This is a genomic window from Pseudomonas sp. 14P_5.3_Bac1, assembly GCF_025466135.1.
In the GTDB taxonomy this organism is placed as follows: domain Bacteria; phylum Pseudomonadota; class Gammaproteobacteria; order Pseudomonadales; family Pseudomonadaceae; genus Aquipseudomonas.
In genome coordinates, this window is sequence record NZ_JANLOF010000078.1 from 1 (window position 1) to 18,920 (window position 18,920).

The 18,920-nt window shown below is 61.8% G+C and carries 19 protein-coding genes; 11 read left to right on the forward strand and 8 right to left on the reverse strand.

What is annotated here, in order from left to right:
- Positions 1-99: 99 nt before the first annotated feature.
- A complete protein-coding gene (locus NTD89_RS20895; protein WP_262209441.1) occupies positions 100-1,530 on the forward strand; it encodes a lipase in 1,431 nt (476 codons plus the stop codon).
- Between the two features lie 16 nt (positions 1,531-1,546).
- Here the strand turns inward: NTD89_RS20895 and NTD89_RS20900 are convergent, their stop codons facing one another.
- The gene (locus NTD89_RS20900; RefSeq protein ID WP_262209443.1) at positions 1,547-1,816 is read right to left on the reverse strand and encodes a hypothetical protein; all 270 of its coding nucleotides are present in this window, start codon (positions 1,814-1,816) and stop codon (positions 1,547-1,549) included.
- Positions 1,817-2,006: 190 nt separating this feature from the next.
- Between NTD89_RS20900 and NTD89_RS20905 the strand changes: the two genes are divergently transcribed.
- Positions 2,007-2,171, forward strand: coding sequence for a hypothetical protein (locus NTD89_RS20905; protein WP_164487936.1), 165 nt, complete (start codon positions 2,007-2,009; stop codon positions 2,169-2,171).
- 40 nt (positions 2,172-2,211) lie between these two features.
- Here NTD89_RS20905 and NTD89_RS20910 read toward each other — a convergent pair whose 3' ends face one another.
- Positions 2,212-2,436 carry a YgdI/YgdR family lipoprotein gene (locus tag NTD89_RS20910; protein ID WP_145160571.1) on the reverse strand — a complete coding sequence of 75 codons (225 nt, stop codon included), beginning with the start codon at positions 2,434-2,436 and terminating at the stop codon, positions 2,212-2,214.
- A 188-nt stretch (positions 2,437-2,624) separates the two neighbouring features.
- On the opposite strand from NTD89_RS20910, the gene NTD89_RS20915 reads away from it, so the two are divergent.
- Positions 2,625-4,271 (forward strand): VRR-NUC domain-containing protein, encoded by a 1,647-nt coding sequence (locus NTD89_RS20915; protein ID WP_262209444.1) that lies wholly within the window; start codon positions 2,625-2,627, stop codon positions 4,269-4,271.
- Positions 4,268-6,532, forward strand: a complete 2,265-nt coding sequence (locus NTD89_RS20920) for an ATP-dependent DNA helicase (protein ID WP_262209445.1) — start codon at positions 4,268-4,270, stop codon at positions 6,530-6,532. The genes NTD89_RS20915 and NTD89_RS20920 overlap by 4 nt, the downstream gene beginning before the upstream one ends.
- Positions 6,533-6,550: 18 nt before the next feature.
- Here NTD89_RS20920 and NTD89_RS20925 read toward each other — a convergent pair whose 3' ends face one another.
- Positions 6,551-7,078: an SDR family NAD(P)-dependent oxidoreductase gene (locus tag NTD89_RS20925; protein WP_315975616.1), complete on the reverse strand. Its 528-nt coding sequence runs from the start codon at positions 7,076-7,078 to the stop codon at positions 6,551-6,553.
- 102 nt (positions 7,079-7,180) lie between these two features.
- On the opposite strand from NTD89_RS20925, the gene NTD89_RS20930 reads away from it, so the two are divergent.
- Positions 7,181-8,140: an AraC family transcriptional regulator gene (locus tag NTD89_RS20930; protein WP_262209447.1), complete on the forward strand. Its 960-nt coding sequence runs from the start codon at positions 7,181-7,183 to the stop codon at positions 8,138-8,140.
- Positions 8,121-9,062, forward strand: a complete 942-nt coding sequence (locus NTD89_RS20935; protein WP_262209449.1) for an alpha/beta fold hydrolase — start codon at positions 8,121-8,123, stop codon at positions 9,060-9,062. Before NTD89_RS20930 ends, NTD89_RS20935 begins: the two co-directional genes overlap by 20 nt.
- Here NTD89_RS20935 and NTD89_RS20940 read toward each other — a convergent pair.
- Together NTD89_RS20940 and NTD89_RS20945 are read right to left on the reverse strand one after the other, a co-directional pair.
- The gene (locus tag NTD89_RS20940) at positions 9,025-10,491 is read right to left on the reverse strand and encodes a sensor histidine kinase (protein ID WP_262209450.1); all 1,467 of its coding nucleotides are present in this window, start codon (positions 10,489-10,491) and stop codon (positions 9,025-9,027) included. The genes NTD89_RS20935 and NTD89_RS20940 overlap by 38 nt on opposite strands.
- Complete coding sequence (locus NTD89_RS20945) at positions 10,488-11,198, reverse strand: response regulator transcription factor (RefSeq protein WP_145160585.1); 711 nt, start codon at positions 11,196-11,198, stop codon at positions 10,488-10,490. The genes NTD89_RS20940 and NTD89_RS20945 overlap by 4 nt, the downstream gene beginning before the upstream one ends.
- 327 nt (positions 11,199-11,525) lie before the next feature.
- On the opposite strand from NTD89_RS20945, the gene msrB reads away from it, so the two are divergent.
- The 3 genes from msrB to msrA all read left to right on the forward strand — a co-directional run bounded on the left by msrB (position 11,526) and on the right by msrA (position 14,603).
- Entirely contained in the window at positions 11,526-12,026 is a 501-nt protein-coding gene (gene msrB, locus NTD89_RS20950) for a peptide-methionine (R)-S-oxide reductase MsrB (protein WP_119740560.1), read from the forward strand.
- Positions 12,027-12,061: 35 nt separating this feature from the next.
- Entirely contained in the window at positions 12,062-13,822 is a 1,761-nt protein-coding gene (locus NTD89_RS20955) for a cytochrome c biogenesis protein DipZ (RefSeq protein ID WP_262209453.1), read from the forward strand.
- An 85-nt stretch (positions 13,823-13,907) separates the two neighbouring features.
- Entirely contained in the window at positions 13,908-14,603 is a 696-nt protein-coding gene (msrA, locus tag NTD89_RS20960) for a peptide-methionine (S)-S-oxide reductase MsrA (protein ID WP_262209455.1), read from the forward strand.
- 107 nt (positions 14,604-14,710) lie between these two features.
- Here the strand turns inward: msrA and NTD89_RS20965 are convergent, their stop codons facing one another.
- The 3 genes from NTD89_RS20965 to NTD89_RS20975 form a co-directional block, all read right to left on the reverse strand.
- Positions 14,711-15,139 carry a nuclear transport factor 2 family protein gene (locus tag NTD89_RS20965; RefSeq protein ID WP_262209457.1) on the reverse strand — a complete coding sequence of 143 codons (429 nt, stop codon included), beginning with the start codon at positions 15,137-15,139 and terminating at the stop codon, positions 14,711-14,713.
- Positions 15,140-15,243: 104 nt separating this feature from the next.
- Positions 15,244-16,194, reverse strand: coding sequence for an alpha-E domain-containing protein (locus tag NTD89_RS20970; RefSeq protein WP_145160593.1), 951 nt, complete (start codon positions 16,192-16,194; stop codon positions 15,244-15,246).
- A gap of 2 nt (positions 16,195-16,196) precedes the next feature.
- Positions 16,197-17,606, reverse strand: coding sequence for a circularly permuted type 2 ATP-grasp protein (locus NTD89_RS20975; RefSeq protein WP_242196845.1), 1,410 nt, complete (start codon positions 17,604-17,606; stop codon positions 16,197-16,199).
- 452 nt (positions 17,607-18,058) lie between these two features.
- Between NTD89_RS20975 and NTD89_RS20980 the strand changes: the two genes are divergently transcribed.
- Positions 18,059-18,604 (forward strand): hypothetical protein, encoded by a 546-nt coding sequence (locus tag NTD89_RS20980; protein WP_145160597.1) that lies wholly within the window; start codon positions 18,059-18,061, stop codon positions 18,602-18,604.
- A gap of 93 nt (positions 18,605-18,697) precedes the next feature.
- The gene (locus NTD89_RS20985; protein WP_145160599.1) at positions 18,698-18,910 is read left to right on the forward strand and encodes a hypothetical protein; all 213 of its coding nucleotides are present in this window, start codon (positions 18,698-18,700) and stop codon (positions 18,908-18,910) included.
- Positions 18,911-18,920 lie beyond the last annotated feature (10 nt).

Genomic DNA, 18,920 nt, shown 5'->3' on the forward strand with positions numbered 1-18,920 from the left:
GGGGGGGCGCCCCCCCCCCCCCCCCCCCCCCCCCCCCCCCCCCACCGCTGAAAAGTGTTTTCGCTTTCTCTACAAATCCAACAACAGAGAGGCACTACCATGGGTATCTTTGACTATAAAAACCTTGGCACCGAGGGTTCCAAAACGTTGTTCGCCGATGCCATGGCGATCACGTTGTATTCCTATCACAACCTGGATAACGGCTTTGCCGTGGGCTACCAGCACAACGGGTTAGGCTTGGGGCTACCGGCCACGCTGGTGGGTGCGCTGCTCGGCAGCACGGACTCCCAGGGCGTGATCCCTGGCATCCCGTGGAACCCGGATTCGGAAAAAGCCGCCCTTGAGGCGGTGCAGAAAGCCGGTTGGACACCGATCAGCGCCAGTGCCCTGGGCTACGCCGGCAAGGTCGATGCGCGTGGCACCTTCTTTGGGGAAAAAGCCGGCTACACCACGGCCCAGGTCGAGGTACTCGGCAAATACGATGACGCCGGCAAGCTGCTCGAAATCGGTATCGGTTTTCGTGGCACCTCGGGGCCACGGGAAACCCTGATCAGCGACTCGATCGGCGACTTGATCAGCGATCTGCTCGCGGCCCTGGGGCCCAAGGATTACGCGAAAAACTACGCCGGCGAAGCGTTCGGCGGCTTGCTCAAGAATGTTGCCGACTACGCCGGTGCCCATGGCCTGACCGGCAAGGACGTGGTGGTCAGCGGCCACAGCCTGGGCGGGCTGGCGGTCAACAGCATGGCGGACTTGAGCAACAACAAATGGGCGGGTTTCTACAAGGACGCCAACTATGTCGCCTATGCCTCGCCGACCCAGAGTGCCGGCGACAAGGTGCTCAATATCGGTTACGAAAACGACCCGGTGTTCCGCGCGCTGGACGGCTCGTCCTTCAACCTGTCGTCACTGGGCGTGCACGACAAACCCCACGAGTCCACCACCGATAACATTGTCAGCTTCAACGACCACTACGCCTCGACGCTGTGGAATGTGATGCCGTTTTCCATCGTCAACCTGCCCACCTGGGTCTCGCATTTGCCGACGGCGTACGGCGATGGCATGACGCGCATCCTCGAGTCCGGCTTCTACGACCAGATGACCCGTGACTCCACGGTGATTGTTGCCAACCTGTCCGACCCGGCGCGGGCCAATACCTGGGTGCAGGACCTCAACCGCAATGCCGAGCCGCACAAGGGCAACACGTTCATCATCGGCAGCGATGGCAACGACCTGATCCAGGGCGGCAAGGGGGCGGACTTTATCGAGGGTGGCAAAGGCAACGACACGATCCGCGACGACAGCGGGCATAACACCTTTTTGTTCAGCGGCCACTTTGGCAATGACCGCGTGATTGGCTACCAGCCCACCGACAAACTGGTGTTCAAGGACGTGGAAGGGAGCACCGACCTGCGTGACCACGCGAAAGTGGTCGGCGCCGATACGGTGCTCACGTTTGGTGCCGACTCGGTGACGCTGGTCGGCGTGGGGCATGGCGGGTTGTGGACGGATGGCGTAGTGATCGGCTGATTACTCGCGCAACCGATCAGTGCCAGTGCTGCCCCCGCCAGCCACCGCCCCAATAGGGCCGGTGGGGGTAGCCATAGCCATAGCCGTAATAGTGATGTGGGTAGTAGTAAGGGCGTGGCGCATAGCCCCAATGCCCGTAATAGACCGGTGGAGGTGGTTGCACCACGATCACCCGCGGTGGCTGGCGAATGATGATGGTGTCGGCAAACGCTGGCGCGCAGGCCAAGGCCGCCAGGGTCAGGGGAATCAGCAAAAGAGCGCGTACCGTGCGGGACATGAGTGCCATGGCCGTCGTTCCTCCGTTGTGCCGCGTTTGAAAATAAAAGCGGCTTATCGGTTAAACGCCCAGGCGGGGAAAATCCTTCGGTAAATAAATCTTCATTGATCAGCGGCGCAGCCTTGCGACGGATTACGCGCGCCTCACGCGTTTAATCAGCACCTGCGAGATGTTTCGCGCGTCATATGAGGAGCTGAGCATGTCCCGACTTCGATTGCTGCTATGCGCCTTGGTATTGCTGGGGTTGGGCGGGTGTGCGGTGTACCCGGCCTATCCGGGCCCATGCTGCTACCGGCCGTACTACCACTCGTACTATTACCATCCCTACTATCACCCGTATTACCACCCGTACTATCGGTACTGAACCTGCAACAAAAAGCCCCGCATCTGCGGGGCTTTTTTTATCAGTTTTCCTTGCGTACCGTCGCTACGTCATCGGCCTTGACGCGCACATGCTTGCCAGCGATGTCGGTGAACTCGTAGAAGCCGTCGGCCGTCTTGGTTTTAGGACTGTCCTTGGTCAAATACTGCGTACCATTTTGCAATGTCACCACGGTTTGCGTTGAGCAACCGGCCAATAGCAGAAAAGTGAGTGCAACCAGCGGCAGACCCAAATTCTTCATGTTCATAACCCTTACCTTTAACCCTGAAAAGTCCCGCAGCCTATGGGGGCGGGCCGTAAATGTTACGCCATCAACTGAGCTATCTGATCCTTTTTATTAGAAAAGTTGCGTGCGCCATTTATCTATTACCGATTGCAACAACGGGTTCGCGACGGCACTCTGTATGCATAACCAGTATTTGATCAGCGCTCGACATGGCCAACCCCCTCGAAAATCCCTTGTATTACCTGCATAACTTCCGCCAAGTCCTGCAGTGGCTGGTGCAGCGCTATGCGGATTTGCTTGATGCGGACGAACAGTATTTCATTCAGCAATTTGACAGGTTGCCGCAAGCGTCACAGGCGCTGTTGGTGCGCATGGTCATGCGCAAGGGCGTGCATTTTCGCGCAAGCAAGCTCAATTACCTCGAGATTGGTTGCACACGCTCGGCCGCCCTGGCGTTGATTGAGCAGGGTTGGGTCGATGATCAAGGCGCGCTGTGCGTTGAAGAGCTGTTCGCCGTGCTGCAAAAAGGCGAAGTCCTCGCTGCCTTCAAACCCTGGATTGATCAACCCAAAGCCAAGAAAACCGACTGGCTGGCGCCACTGACGCAGCATTTTACGCAGCAGCGCAGCTTTGCCCAGTGGTGCCCCGACCTGAGCGATGCACTGTACAGCCTCACCGTGATGGACCTGTGCGACCGCTTGCGTCTGATGTTCTTTGGCAATCTGCACCAGGACTGGTCAGAGTTCGTGCTGGCCGACCTTGGCATCTACACCTACGAAAAAGTCGAGTTCTGCGCCGAGTCCCGCGGCCTGCGCACCCGTGACGACGTCGTCGGCTTTCTATTTCTGCATCAATGCCAGCAGGCCTTTGAAGCGGGGGAGGCACTGGACGGCGTACTCGCGCAAATCGCTACGCTGTGCACCGACAACCCATGGCTGGAAAAGCGTCGCGCCAAGCTGTTGTTCCAGATCGGCCAGTATTGCGAACGCAGCGCCGAACTCGACCTGGCGCAACGCATTTACCGCCAATGCGCCTATCCCGGCGCCCGGTCACGCCTGATTCGCGTGCTGGAGCGCCAGGAGGATTACCCGCAAGCCATGGCCCTGGCGTGCGCCGCGCAACAGGCTCCGGAAAGCGCCGCCGAACAGCAACACCTGGTGCGCGTGCTGCCACGCCTGCGCCGCAAGCTGGGGGAGCCGGCGCTGCCCAAGGCCAAGCCGCGGCCCGTCACGCGTCTGGACCTGGCGCTGGAGGTGCCGCAGCCGCTGATGTCGGTGGAGTACTGCGTGCAGGCACACCTCAGCGAGCCCGATGCGCCGGTGCATTACGTCGAGAATGGGCTGATCAACTCCCTGTTCGGTCTGTTGTGCTGGGAGGCGATTTTTGCACCATTACCCGGCTCGTTTTTCCACCCGTTCCAGCGCGGGCCGGTGGACTTGCACAGTGAAGACTTCCATCAGCGCCGCGCGCCGTTGTTCGCGGCGTGTTTCGAGCAGCTTGGCGATGAGCGTTACAAGGCCACCATCCGCCAGCGTTACGTCGAAAAATGGGGCATCCAGTCGCCCTTCGTGTTCTGGAACCTGCTCAGTGAAGACCTGCTGCAGCAAGCACTGGACTGCTTGCCCGCCGAACACCTGCGCTACTGGTTTGAACGCTTGCTGCTGGACATCCGCGCCAACCGCGCCGGCATGCCGGACCTGATCCAGTTCTGGCCCGCCCAGAAGACTTACCGCATGATCGAGGTCAAGGGCCCCGGCGACCGGCTGCAGGATAACCAGCTGCGCTGGCTGGAGTTCTGTGGCGAGTATCAGATGCCGGTGACTGTCTGTTATGTGCGCTGGGCGCAGTCGGCTTGAGCTACAGCGTCGCGGTGCGCGCGCTGTGTGAGTTCACGGCCAAGGTCGGCGACCTCGACCTGCGCTTCACGCCGTCGCCCAGTGCCCAGGAAGGTATCGTCGGCCACCGCACCGTGGCGTCGCGGCGCAGCGCGCACTACCAGAACGAAGTCGCGCTGGAAGGCGAATACCAACAGCTCAAAGTACGGGGCAGGGCGGACGGCTATGACCCGGACAGCAATCGCCTGGAAGAAGTGAAAACCTATCGCGGCGACCTCGACGCCCAGCCCGCCAACCACCGCCAACTGCATTGGGCGCAGGTCAAGGTGTACGGCTGGTTGATGTGCCAGAAGCTTGGCCTTGGTGAAATCGACCTGGCACTGGTGTACTTCGATATCGTCGACGAGGGCGAAACCCTGCTCAACCAGCGCTTTGCAGCGGCCGACCTCGAACTGTTCTTCAACCAGCAGTGCGCGTTGTTCCTGGGCTGGGCCCAACAGGAAATGCAGCACCGCGACGCGCGCAACAGCGCCGCCCAGCGCCTGGCGTTCCCCCATGCTGACTTTCGCCCCGGCCAGCGCGCCCTGGCGGAATCGGTCTACAAAGCCGTGAGTACCGGGCGTTGCCTGATGGCGCAAGCGCCCACTGGCATCGGCAAAACCGTCGGCACGATCTTTCCGCTGCTCAAGGCCCTGGCGCCGCAGCAGCTGGACAAGGTGTTCTTCCTCACCGCCAAGACGCCGGGCCGCAAGCTGGCCCTGGACGCCGCCCAAGTCCTCTACGACAGCAGCCCCGATCTGCCGCTGCGCGTGCTCGAACTGGTGGCGCGGGACAAGGCCTGCGAACACCTGGACAAAGCCTGCCATGGCGATTCCTGCCCCTTGGCCAAAGGCTTTTACGATCGCCTGCCGGCCGCGCGCACGGCCGCGTCCAAGGTGCGCCTGCTGGACCAGCGCAACCTGCGCGACGTGGCGCTGGCTCATGATGTTTGCCCGTATTACCTGAGCCAGGAAATGGCGCGCTGGACCGACCTGGTGGTGGCTGACTACAGCTACTATTTCGACTTTGGCGCCATGCTGTTCGGCCTGGCCCAGTTGAACCAATGGCGCGCCGCCGTGCTGGTGGACGAAGCCCACAACCTGGTGGAGCGTGCGCGTTCGATGTACAGCGCCAGCCTCGACCAATACAGCCTCAAGACCCTGCGCGACAGTGCACCCGAGCCGCTGAAGAAACCCTTGCAACGCCTGAACCGCGAATGGAACGCCCTGCATAAGGACCAGCTCGCGCCATACCAGGCCTACGCCACCAAACCCGAAAAACTGCTGCAGGCCCTGAGCCTCTGCACCAGCGCCATGGGCGACTACTTCAACGATCACCCCGAGGCCCTCAGCGGCGAGCTGCAGGCGTTTTATTTCGAAGCGCTGCAATTTGCCAAAGTCGCCGAACTGTTCAACGAACACTTCATCTTTGATATCAGCAAACGTCAGTTCGGTGGCAAGCGCAGTGCTTCAACCCTGTGCCTGCGCAATGTGGTGCCGGCCGAATTCATTCGGCCCAGGCTGACCGCCGCGCGCAGCAGCGTATTGTTTTCCGCGACCCTGAGCCCACGCCACTATTACGCCGACTTGCTCGGCCTGCCGGCGGATACTGCGTGGATCGACGTGGAATCGCCGTTCAAGGCCGAGCAATTGCAGGTGCGTATCGTCGATGCGATTTCCACGCGGTTTGTGCACCGCCAAGCCTCGCTGGCACCGATCGTGGAGCTCATCGCCGGGCAATTCGCGCAACGGCCCGGCAACTACCTGGCGTTTTTCTCAAGCTTCGATTACCTGCAACAGGTGGCGCAGTTAATGGCCGAGCGCCACCCGCAGGTGGCGCTGTGGTTGCAGTCACGCGGCATGGCCGAGGCCGAACGGCAGGGTTTTCTCAACCAGTTTACCCAGCACAGCCAGGGCATCGGCTTTGCCGTGCTGGGCGGTGCGTTTGGCGAAGGCATTGATTTGCCCGGCGCACGCTTGATTGGCGCCTTCATCGCCACCTTGGGTTTGCCGCAACTGAACCCGATCAACGAACAGATGAAAGCGCGCATGGCGTCGATTTTCGGCTCCGGTTACGACTACACCTACCTGTACCCCGGCATTCAGAAAGTGGTGCAGGCGGCGGGGCGCGTGATTCGCAGCCAGCAGGATGAGGGCGTGGTGATGTTGATTGACGACCGCTTTGGCGAAGCGCGCGTTCGCCAATTATTGCCGCGCTGGTGGGCGCCCGTCACTCAAGCGTGATGCCACTCAGCTGTTCACTCAGCGTCCAGAGTTTTTCGGCTTGCTCCGGGTCGATCGCCCAGGCGTGAATGCCGCTGCGCTGGGTGTGATCTTCAGTGGGGGTGGCAACTTCACAGTCCTCGCAATACAGGTCGCCCATTCCTTCAAGTTGCGGGCTGAAGCCACACCACACCAGCGTGGCGGCGCCTTGTGCGGGGCTTTTGCAATGGCTGGCCGCGCGCGCAGCGCCGTGTTCATCCAGCGCGCCGACGAACGCCAAGTCCTTGTTGTCCAGATGCCGAACCAGGTCAGTAAGGATTCGCCGGGGTGCACCGATTCATCGCCTTGTATGCCGTGCAGATTGCGCTGCGCCTTTTGCGCGTCACGCGCAGTGACGATCACCCGTGCTCCGGCACTTGCAAGTGCGCGAGTGGTTTCCAGACCAATTCCGGAGTAACCGCCGGTGACGATGGCGGTCATACCGCGCAAGTCTTTAGCGGCCAACGCTTGCAGCGCGGTGGTACTGGCACCAAAACCACTGTTGATGGGGGCTTGTTTGCGCGTCATAGCCGTTCTCCATTTGGGGTAGGGCTATGTTCTTCTTCGGCGGTCGGACGCGGAATGCCCTAAAGTCGGTGTTTCTATCGCGATCGTCCGGAGATTTTTATTATGGATACTCTCTCCGAGGTATTGGCCCGCTTGAAAAGCCACCGCACGTTGTTCGCGGGCTTGAAGGCCGGCGGCACGTGGGCGGTGAATTTTCCGGCGCCGCAGGGCATCAAGTTCAATGCCGTGGTAGAAGGCAATTGTTGGCTGGAAGTGGAGGGCGAGCCGGTGCCCATCGCCTTGAGCGAGGGCGATTGTTTTTTACTGACACACAACCGCCCGTGGAGATTGTCCAGCAACCTTGCACGAGAGGGCGTTGACGCGCGCGACGTTTACCGCGAGGCGGTGGGCGGCATCGCCAGCGTGGGCGACGCGCAGGATTTGTTTCTGATTGGCGGGCGGTTCACCTACGGCGATGAGGCGCGTTTGTTGCTCGATGGGTTGCCGCCAGTGGTGCGTATCAGCGCCAGGTCCGAACAGGCCGGTGTGTTGCGCTGGTGCCTGGAGCGGCTGGCCCTGGAATATGCCGGCCCAAGACTCGGCGCGGCATTGATGACCGAGCATTTGGCGCAAATGATGCTGGTGCAAATCCTGCGGCTCTATCAATCTTCCCTGGGTGCCAGCACTCAAGGCTGGTTGGCGGCATTGACCGACCCACGGCTGGCACCGGTACTTGCGCAAGTGCACGCCGAACCGGCGCGGCGTTGGACCTTGAGCGACATGGCCCGCATCGCCAATCAGTCCCGTTCGACGTTTGCGTTGCGCTTCAAGCAGCAGGTGGGGCTCGCCCCTCAGGAGTACCTGACCCGCTGGCGCATGCACTTGGCGATAAAGGCCTTGAACACCTCCGGCAGCAGTGTGTCCAGCATCGGCCAGGCGTTGGGGTACCAGTCGGACAGCGCCTTCAGCAGCGTATTCAAACGTCAGATGAAGTGCACCCCACGCGAATACCGCGAGCGCTCCCTTCATAACCTTCACACCATCGATCACAAGGAAGCCAGTGATGAGCGATATCCAGCATGACAAGGTTCAGGTCAACGGTATTGAGTTGAGCGTCCACATCGCCGGGCCCGAGCACGGCCAGCCGATCTGGCTGCTGCACGGGTTTCCGGAGTGCTGGCACTCCTGGCGCGAGCAGATTCGCGCGCTGGCGGGCGCCGGGTATCGAGTGTTCGCGCCCGAAATGCGCGGCTACGGCGAATCGAGTTCGCCTGCCGAGGTCGCCGATTACGAGTTACTGACCTTGTGTGCCGATATTCAGCAGGCCATGGACCATTTCGGCCATCAACAGGTGGTGATGGTCGGCCACGACTGGGGCGCTGTGGTGGCCTGGCATCTGGCGTTACTGGAGCCTGCGCGGGTCGCCCGCTTGATCACGATGTCCGTGCCGTTTGCCGGACGTGCGCGGCGCCCGGTGATCGAGATCATGCGCGAGCTGTACGCCGAGCGCTTCAACTACATCCTGTATTTCCAGGCACCGGGCGTAGCCGAGCGGGAACTGGATGCCGACATCGAGCGCACGTTGCGGCTGTTCATGCAGGATCAGGACGTGTTCCTGCAGAAAAAGCCAGCCAACGCCACCCTGTTCGACGGCGTCTCGGCCCCCGGCGCATTGCCGACGTGGTGTACCCAAGCGGACTTGGACGTTTACGTGCAAACCTTCAGCAAGCGCGGTTTTCGTGGCCCGCTGAACTGGTATCGCAACTTTGAGCGCAACTGGCAGCGCACCGAGTTCCTCGCCGGCCAGCCCGTGCTGCAACCCACATTATTCCTGATTGGCGACCGTGATCCGGTCGGCGTGTTTGAAGCCCACACCCTCAAGCGCATGCCCGACGCAGTGCCCAACCTGCACCAGCAGGTGTTGGCCAACTGCGGTCACTGGATCCAGAACGAACAGGCCGAGCGGGTCAACGCGCTGATGCTCGCGTTTCTAGGGAGAACCTGAAGGTCGCCCCATGGCCTGGGCGCTCCACCAGTTGGATGCTGCGCCCGTGCAATTGCAGGATACGGTGCACGATGCGCAGGCCCAGGCCGCCATCGCGGCGTGCGCCGCCGATGGTGAACGCGCGCAGGAACAATCCTTCGCGCAGCTGCGCGTCGATGCCCGGGCCGCTGTCGCTGACGGTCACCGCCACACAAGTAGCCTCGGGTGCCAGGATCACTTCGACTTCACCGTTTACCGGCGTGTGCCGCAAGGCGTTGTCGAGCAGGTTGGTCAGCACACGTTCGATCAGGCCCAGGTCGGCCAGCACCGTTGGCACCTGTGGCGGCAGCGTGGCGGTGAGGGTAATGGAGCGGGCTTCGGCGGTGAGTGCGAATTTCTGGAAGATGTCTTGCACCAGGTCCGGCAGGGAAAAGCCTTCGATCACCGGCTGCACAAAACCATGTTCCAGGCGCACCAGCTCCAGCAGTGACTGGGCCAACCCGCCCACCTTGCGGCTTTGGTCGAGGGCGATGCCCAGGTAGCGGCGGCGCTCGTCGGGGCTGAGGCTGGCGTCCTTGAGGGACAGGGTTTCCAGATAGCCGTGCAGCGACGCCAACGGCGTGCGCAGGTCATGGGAGATGTTCGCGACCATTTCGCGGCGTTCCTGGTCCTGATGGGTGATGGCGCGCCATTGTTCGCCCAAGCGGTTTTCCATTTGCACGAAGGCATGGTCGAGTACTGCGATTTCATCGCCGCTGTCGAGTTCGGGGGTGTTGATTTGCGCAGGTTTAGGCGCGCCGTTGATGTCGAATCGGCCCACCTTGTCGGTGAGTTGGCGCAGCGGTCGGGTGATCCAGGCAAAGGCGATCAAGCCGGCCAACAGGCAGAGCAGGGCGACCAGGCCGATGGACCACAAGGCAATCTTCAGCGCCATGCCGGTCGCGTCTTTGGCGTCGTACACATCATGGGCCTCGCCCAACAGCACCACGTACAGAAAGCCGGTTTGCTGGCCGTTGGCCTTGAGCGGCGCCGCGCTGAATACCTTGCGCCCATCGACACTGCGCGGGTCATCGCCGAGGATCGGCAGCATCGCGCCGCTGAGGAATCGGCGCACCGGTGCGAGGTCGACCTTGTCGCGCAGCAAATGCCCGCTGGGCGCGGCATTCCCGACCACACGCCCGTCATTATCGAGCAAGTACACCTCGACACTCGGGTTGACCAGCATCAACTGGCTGAACAGGTTGCGCACCGCCTCGGGCTTGAGGCCGTCGGCGTCCATCAGTTGAGTGTCGCGGGCAATATGCGCCGCCAGGTCGCGCGACAGGCCTTGCACCACTTCCAGTTCATGCATGCGGTTGGAGCGCACCTGCAGCCATGCCGAGGTGCCGCTGCAAATCACCAGCAGCACGGCGAACACCACCGACAGGCGCTGGGTCAGGGTCAGTTTCATGACGCACTCTCGGCAAACTTGTAGCCCCGGCCCCATACCGTGAGGATGAGCACCGGGTTGGCCGGGTCGGCTTCGACTTTGGCGCGCAGGCGGTTGATGTGCGTGTTCACGGTGTGTTCATAGCCTTCGTGGCTGTAGCCCCACACCGCGTTGAGCAGGTCCATGCGCGAAAATACCTTGCCCGGCTGGCGGGCGAAGAAATACAGCAGGTCGAACTCGCGCGGCGTGAGGTCCAGGCGCTGGCCTTGCAGGGTCGCATCGCGGGTCAGCGGGTTGATGAACAGCTGGCCGAGGTCAAGGCTGCCGGCGTCCATCTTCAAGTTGCGCGCCATTGCATCCACGCGGCGCAGTAGTGCCTTGACCCGTGCGACCAGCTCGGGCATCGAAAACGGCTTGGCCAGGTAATCGTCGGCGCCCAGCTCCAGCCCAAGGATGCGGTGCAACTCGCTGGAGCGCGCGCTGGTGATGATGATCGGGGTGTAGCGCGTCATGGCGCGGGCACGCCGGCAGATTTCCAGGCCGTCGACGCCGGGCAGCATCAAGTCGAGGATCAACGCATCCCAGCCGCCTTGCTCGAGCAGGCGCAGGCCTTCGTTGCCATCGGCGCTGTGCACCACCTCAAACTGCTCGTCGCGCAGGTGCAGGCAGATCAAGTCGGCGATATGGGCATCGTCCTCGACCACCAGGACACGTTTGGGCTGATCCATGTTGGAAACCTTCAGAAACCTTCACTTGTAGTCCGCGCATTGTGCGGGTTTTGCAACAGTGTAGTTATCACGAATTGTTTAACTCTGCGTGAGGATTTCGCGACCGCCCATGGCCCAGGATCACCTCAATGCAAAGGCGCCGGTTACGACAAGACAAGCTTTTATGGCGAGCCAGATCCCCGTGGCGAGCGGGCTTGCCCCGCGTCGGCCTGCGCAGCGGCCCCAAAAAAACCGGGAGCGCCACGCACTCCAACGCGGGACAAGCCCGCTCGCCACACCAACCCACCAGCCACACGACCAGCGCCAGCCATCAATAAGGAAAATCCCATGTATTCACGCCGACAAATACTCCTGGCCACCGGCGGCCTGGGTGTCGCCGTCCTGGCCGGCGGCCTGCTCAAACAGCTCAACCTGGTCACCGACGCCGAAGCCGCCGAAACCTTCGAGGTCAACCACACCGAGGCTCAGTGGCGCAGCCTGCTCAGCGCCGAGCAATTCGACATTCTGCGCGAGGAGGGCACCGAACGGCCTTACACCAGCCCGCTCAACGACGAGCACCGCACGGGCACTTTCGCCTGCGCCGGCTGCGCGCTGCCGCTGTTCTCCTCGGCCACCAAATTCGACAGCCACACCGGCTGGCCAAGCTTCTGGCAGCCACTGGACAACGCGGTCGCCAGCCACGTCGACACCTCCTTCGGCGTGGTGCGCAAGGAAATTCACTGCCGCCGCTGTGGTGGCCACCAAGGGCACGTATTCGACGATGGCCCTGCACCCACCGGCCTGCGCTATTGCATGAATGGCGCGGCCATGACGTTCACGGCGGCTTAAGCCGATGCTTATCAATACTTATAAGGGACGAACCCATGTGGCTTCTGGTTCTCGCGTATCTGGGCGGCGTGCTGACCATTGTCAGCCCGTGCATCCTGCCTGTTCTGCCTTTTGTCTTCGCTCGCACCGGGCAGCCGTTTATGCGCAGTGGCTTGCCGCTGTTAGCGGGGATGGCGGTGACGTTCGCCCTGGTGGCCTCGCTGGCGGCAGTGGGCGGCGGCTGGGTGGTGCAAGTCAATCAATACGGGCGCTGGCTCGCGTTGCTGTGCGTTGCCCTGTTCGGACTCACGCTGTTGCTGCCGCAACTGTCGGAACGCCTGACGCGGCCACTGGTAGCCGCCGGCAGTCGCCTGTCCGAAGCCGCTGGGGCCGACGCCAAACCGCGTCCGGGCGCCTCGTTCCTGATCGGCGTGGCCACCGGTTTGCTCTGGGCACCCTGCGCCGGGCCCATCCTCGGGTTGGTACTGACCGGCGCGGCGCTGCAGGGCGCCAGCATCGGGACGACCTTGCTGTTGCTGGCCTACGCCGCCGGTGCTGCGACGTCACTGGCACTGGCGCTGCTGGTCGGCGGTAAAGTCTTTGGCTTGATGAAAAAGTCGCTCGGCGCCGGCGAATGGTTGCGCCGCGGTCTGGGCGCGCTGATGTTGGCCGGGGTGGCCGCCATCGCGCTGGGCCTGGACACCGGCGTGCTGTCGCGTTTGTCGACAGCCTCCACCGGCGGCCTGGAACAACGCCTGGTGGACACGCTCAGCGCCAAGCCCGAACAGAAGAGCGGCGCGATGATGGCTGGCGGAGCCATGATGGCGGCGGCCAACCACAGCGATTCGCTGCCCATCGAAGGGGCATTGCCGGCGCTGGACGGCGCGGTGCAATGGCTCAACAGCCCGCCACTGAGCGCCGAAGCGCTCAAAGGCAAAGTGGTGCTGGTGGATTTCTGGACTTACTCCTGCATCAACTGCCTGCGCAGCTTGCCCTACGTCAAAGCCTGGGCTGCGAAATACCACGACCAGGGCCTGGTAGTGATTGGCGTGCACGCCCCGGAATTCGCCTTTGAACGCGACGTGAGCAACGTCACCAAGGCCATGACGGATCTGGGCATCACCTACCCGGTGGCGATCGACAACAACTATAAAATCTGGCGCGCCTTCAACAACCAGTACTGGCCGGCGCACTATTTTGCCGATGCCAAGGGCCAGATTCGCTATCACCACTTTGGCGAAGGCGATTACGCCGAGTCCGAACGCGTCATTCAGCAACTGCTGCAGGAGGCCGGCGCGACCAATGTCGCCGGTGGCTTGATCGAAGCCGACGCCAAGGGCGTGGAGCAAGCGCCGGACATGAACGAGGTGCAATCGCCGGAAACCTACCTGGGCTTCCAGCGGGCGGAAAACTTCGTGACCACCGGCACCTTGGGCACCGACACAGTGGTGAATTACCCGGCAGCCGGCACCCTGGCGCTGAACAACTGGACCCTGGAAGGCCCATGGAATGTCGGCGGCCAGCAAGCCACCCTCGACCAGGCTGGCGGGCGCATCGTCTACCGCTTCCATGCCCGTGACCTGCACCTGGTGCTGGGCCCGGGTGCCGATGGCAAGCCGGTGCGTTTCAAGGTGACGATTGACGGCCAAGCGCCGGGCGATGCCCACGGCACGGATGTGGCACCGGACGGCAGCGGCACGGTGACCGAGCAACGCCTGTATCAGCTAGTACGCCAGCCCGGCGCCGTTCAGGACCGCACCTTCAGCATCGAATTTCTCGACCCGCACGTGGCGGCATATGCCTTCACCTTCGGCTGACCCATCAATCTTCAAGTGAAACCCCAATCAATGTGGGAGCAGGCAAGCCAGCTCCCACACTCGACCGCGCTCTGGAGTGAGTTTTATGAGGCTTCTCAACATTTTACCCGCACTGGCCTTCGCCACCTTCGTCGGCCAAAGCTCGGCCTTTTCTTTCGGCGCCGCCGATGACGCGGTGACGATCGCGCCGCCCGCGCTCGATCTGCCGGCCGAGTCCGGCAACCTGCAAACCGCGGTGTTCGCCGGTGGCTGCTTCTGGGGCGTACAAGGCGTGTTCCAGCATGTACAAGGCGTGAAAAACGCGGTGTCCGGCTATGACGGCGGCGCCGCCAACACCGCTCAGTACGAGTCGGTCAGCGAGGGCGACACCGGCCACGCAGAGTCGGTGTCGGTGACCTACGATCCGAGCAAGGTCAGCTACGGCAAGCTGCTGCAGATCTACTTCTCGGTGGCCCACAACCCCACCGAACTCAACCGCCAGGGCCCGGACAGTGGCACCCAGTACCGCTCGGAGATTTTCGCGCAGAATGCCGAGCAGCAAAAAGTCGCCCAGGCCTACATCGCACAGCTCGACGCCGCCAAGGCCTTCGACAAGCCGATCGTGACCAAAGTGGAGATGGGCAAGGCGTTTTACCCGGCCGAGTCCTATCACCAGGACTTCCTCACCGAGAACCCGTCGTACCCCTACATCGTGATCAATGACCTGCCGAAAGTGGCGCAGCTGAAAAAGCTGTTCCCGGACCAATACCGCGCAGAACCCGTACTGGTAAAAAACCAATAACCAACACAAAACCCATGTGGGAGCGGGCTTGCCCGCGATGGCGTCCGTTCAGTCACCACCGATGCAACTGAACCACCGCTATCGCGGGCAAGCCCGCTCCCACAGTTTTAACCTTTGGCGTTTGCCAGATAAGGCGCCAACCGCCGCCCCATTTCTTCCCCCAACGCCTGCAACCCGCTCAGCGGCCGCACCATCACTTCAAATTCAACGATCTGCCCCAACTCATTAAAACGAATCAGGTCAATCCCCTTGAGTTGCTTGTCGCCCACCCGCGCGCTGAACTCCAGCACCACACTGAGCCCGTCGGCCGTGGCCAGTTCACGGTGGTATTTAAAGTCTTCAAACACCGTGATTACGGTGTTGAGAATCATCGACACCACAGACGCGCCAGGGTAGGGCGTGTGGGCCATGGGTGAGCGGAAGACGGCATCAGGCGCCAGCAGCTCGGGCAGCGATTGCAGATCGCGCCCGGCCAGCATCGCGTGCCAGCGTTGCAACGTCTGAGCGGCGGCGGGGGTCAGTGTCAGTTCGGACATGCGCTGTACCTGTTCTTGGGATGGGAAGGCCTTTCACCTGCCCAACATAAGAGCGGTACCTGAGCAGGGTCAATCACCCGAACTGACAGTTAAGTGACTGCAACTCACACCACTTCCAGGTACGAGCTATGAATCGCCCGTGCCAACTCGCGCACCGTGTCGATAAAGTCTGTCAGGCGGCTGTGCAAGCCGTCCTCCAGAATCTCGTCGATCCCGGTATAGCGCAGGCGCGCCTCGAATTCGGCCGCCAGGCGCTGCGCTGTGCGCCCATAACTGCCGGGCAAGTCGGCGAGGATATGGCTCAACTCCTCGATACACGCATGCAGCGAACGCGGCACATCACTGCGCAGCAGCAGCAACTCCGACACCGAGCGCGCATTCAACGCGTTCGGGTACAGCTCGGTGTAGGCCTCAAACGACGACAACGCCCGCAGCAGGGCGCTCCACTGGTAGTAGCCGCGCGCCGACAAGTCGCTGACTTCTTCCGACTCCTCGCCAAACATTTCATAGCGCGCGTCCAGCAGCCGCAAGGTGTTGTCCGCGCGCTCGACGAAGGTGCCCAGGCGAATAAATCGGTACGCGTCATTGCGCATGATGGTGCCGGACGTCGCGCCGCGGAACAGGTGTGAACGCTGCTTGACCCAGTCACAGAAGTGGCTGATGCCGTGCCGCGCCAGGCCACCGGCGGCGATGCTGCGCATTTCCAGCCAGGTGGCGTTGAGGTTTTCCCACATGTCGGCGGTAATGCGCCCGCGTACCGCGTGAGCGTTGCCCCGCGCGGCACGCAGGCAGTTGTAGATGCTCGCGGGGTTTTCTTCGTCGAGGGCGAAAAAGTGCAGCATAAGCGTCGCGTCCAGTTGTTTGTGACGCTCCAGGTAACTTTCCAGGGTGCCACTGCTGAGCAACGCCATCGCCAGTTCGTCCAGCCCATCGCTGCGCCCGGCCTGGGGCATCAGCGACAGCGAGTAACTGACTTCGAGCATGCGCGCCAGGTTCTCGGCACGCTCCAGGTAACGCGACATCCAGTACAGATCTGCGGCGGTTCTACTCAACATACTCAGCCCTCCACCACCCAGGTGTCCTTGGTTCCGCCGCCTTGCGACGAGTTGACGATCAACGAGCCTTCCTTCAATGCCACGCGGGTCAGGCCGCCGGGCACCAGGCGGGTTTCCTTGCCCGAGAGCACGAACGGGCGCAGGTCGATATGCCGCGGCGCAATGCCGTTTTCGACGAAGGTGGGGCAGGTGGACAGGCTCAGGGTCGGTTGGGCGATGTAGGCGTGGGGGCGTGCCTTGATGCGTTGGCGGAAATCCTCGATTTCGGCGGCGGTGGAGGCCGGGCCGACCAGCATGCCGTAGCCGCCCGAGCCCTGGGTTTCCTTGACCACCAGTTCCGGCAAGTGGGCGAGCACGTGGGACAGTTCATCCGGCTTGCGGCACTGGAAGGTCGGCACGTTTTGCAGGATCGGCTCTTCATCCAGATAAAAGCGGATCATCTCCGGCACGTACGGGTAAACCGACTTGTCATCGGCTACGCCGGTGCCAATCGCATTGGCCAGCACCACATTGCCGGCGCAATAGGCGGCGACCAGCCCCGGCACGCCGAGCATCGAATCGGGGTTGAAGGCCTTGGGGTCGAGGAAGGCGTCGTCGATACGCCGGTAAATCACATCCACCGGCTTGGGCCCGTCGGTGGTGCGCATGAACACTTTGAGGTCGTGCACGAACAGGTCGGCGCCTTCGACCAGTTCCACGCCCATTTCTCGGGCGAGGAAGGCGTGTTCGAAAAAGGCGCTGTTGAAGCGCCCAGGCGTCAATACCACCACGTTGGGGTTGTCGAGGCGGCTGGAACTTTTCAGGGTCTTGAGCAGCAGGTTGGGGTAGTGGTCCACCGGCGCGATGCGCTGCTTGGCGAACACTTCCGGGAACAGGCGCATCATCATCTTGCGGTCTTCGAGCATGTAGCTCACGCCGCTGGGGGTGCGCAGGTTGTCTTCGAGCACGTAATAGGTGCCGTCGCCGTCGCGCACCAGGTCAACCCCGGAAATATGCGAATAGATGTCGCGGTGCAGGTCCAGCCCGACCATCGCCTTCTGATAACCCTCGTTGCCCAGCACCTGCTCGGCGGGAATGATCCCGGCCTTGATGATGCGTTGGTCGTGATAGATGTCAGCCAGGAACATGTTCAGCGCATTGACCCGCTGGATACAGCCGCGTTCGATCACGCTCCATTCAGTGGCGGGGATGCTGCGCGGAATGATATCGAAGGGGATCAGGCGCTCGGTGTCCTGCTCGTCGCCGTAGAGGGTGAAGGTGATGCCGGCGCGGTGGAACAGCAAATCGGCTTCGCGGCGCCTTTGCGCCAGCAGTTCAGGCGGCGTGTTGGCCAGCCAGCGGGAGAAATCCTGATAATGCGCACGGCACACGCCCTGTGCGTCATTCATTTCATCAAAGAAAGATCGAGCCATTCCAGTACCTTGTCAGTGCCCAGGGATGCTTGGGTGGCACTGCCGCTTTAAAAAACGCATTTTTTTATGAGCCCGTGGCTGATCGTGCCAACAGGCCTGGTCCTTACTTTCTTATGGGGTCGGCTCTGGGTCGGGGGGTAACGAATGCTCCTGAATCCGGGCAGATGAATGGATAAAGCAATGCGTGTGCCGGAACTGGGCCTGGTGTCGATTTAATCCTGCGACGAGCCGGCTGATGGTGACAGCGGAGCGCATTGTGGCGAGCGGGCTTGCCCCGCGTCGGGCTGCGCAGCGGCCCCCAGGAAAACGCAGCAGCGCTGCGCACTGCAACGCGGGGCAAGCCCGCTCACTACAAGGGTGCAGGGCGTGTTCCACAATGGTGCATGAACAAACTTGAACTTCACTGCTCCCCGATTCTTCTAACGAGACTCGCAACCTTGTGGAGCACCGTCGTGCCCAGAATCATCTCCCCGAACACTCCGGAAGCAGCGCTGGACGATCACAGTGAACACAACGCCAAGATTTTTGGTTCGCCCAAGGACCGCCTTGACTTCTATCGCCGCGAAATCCAGTACGAAACCTCCATCCTGGCCAACCGCACCGACGCCTACCTGACGGCGCAGTCGTTCCTGGTCATCGCCTTTGTCTCCGGCATGGGCAACCTGAACCCGGAATGGGGCAAGTTTTTCACCTTGATCGTGCCGGTGTTCCTGGCCTCCCTGGGGGTGCTCAGTTCCCTGAATGCCTGGCCGGGGATCCGCGCCGCGTACGAAATCATCGACCACTGGCACTACAAACAAAGTGAATTGCTGCGCAGCGAGCCGGTGATGGGCTTGGCCTATGACGATTCGCCGCTGTTTTGTGAAACCGAGTCGTCGCACAAGGGCTATCGCAAGTCGCTGCTGTTCTCCATGCGCGCGCCGTGGCTGTTCATGGTGTTCTGGCTATTGCTGGGCGTCTACGCGTTCTACATCCAGATCGATAACCCTGTGTCTTGAGCACGCTGGTTAAATCGTCGGAACTTCATCGTCCTGCGCGGGACCTTACCTTTACGCAGGATGTGTTTTCCGAAACTGCGAAGAGGTGACCCCATGAACACAAGCAATGATCCGCAAGTCAGCAACCGCAACGACCCGGCCATCGATGGTGGAGAGCCGGCCCCCGGCACTGCCGCCGACGCGCCGAAAGACCCAAAACCTGCCAGCGACCCAAAAGCCAAGGAAAACGACTACAGCCCCGACTTCAAGCCTGAGCCCGAAGCCAAGCCTGAGACGGATGCCGATATCGATACCCAAGGCGGTTAGAGGAGACGGT